We start from the raw sequence: 224 nt of genomic DNA, 5'->3' as shown, positions 1-224 counted from the left end.
GATCAATCTGACCGCTTCTTGTTTTAAATTAATCGCAGCGTTTAAATCTCTGTCAATCTCAAAGCCACAGTTATCACATTTAAACACTCTTTGAGATAATGACAGTGATGATTTCTTTTCTCCACAACTTGAGCAAGTCTTGCTACTGGGATAATATCTATCCACAATTACTAACTTACTACCATACAGTTGTGTTTTATATTCTAGCTGCCTTCTGAATTGAT

At 34.8% G+C, this 224-nt stretch carries 1 protein-coding gene; it reads right to left on the bottom strand.

Translation table 11 applies throughout. The features are described from left to right. On the bottom strand, positions 1 to 224 hold a 224-nt coding region (locus FFR48_RS28765; protein WP_137669650.1), incomplete at both ends, for a zinc ribbon domain-containing protein.

The sequence above is a fragment of the Sphaerospermopsis reniformis genome, from assembly GCF_005402885.1.
GTDB lineage: Bacteria > Cyanobacteriota > Cyanobacteriia > Cyanobacteriales > Nostocaceae > Sphaerospermopsis > Sphaerospermopsis kisseleviana.
Note: the sequence above shows the minus strand (reverse complement) of the source record. Positions and strands in the feature narration are given on the sequence as shown.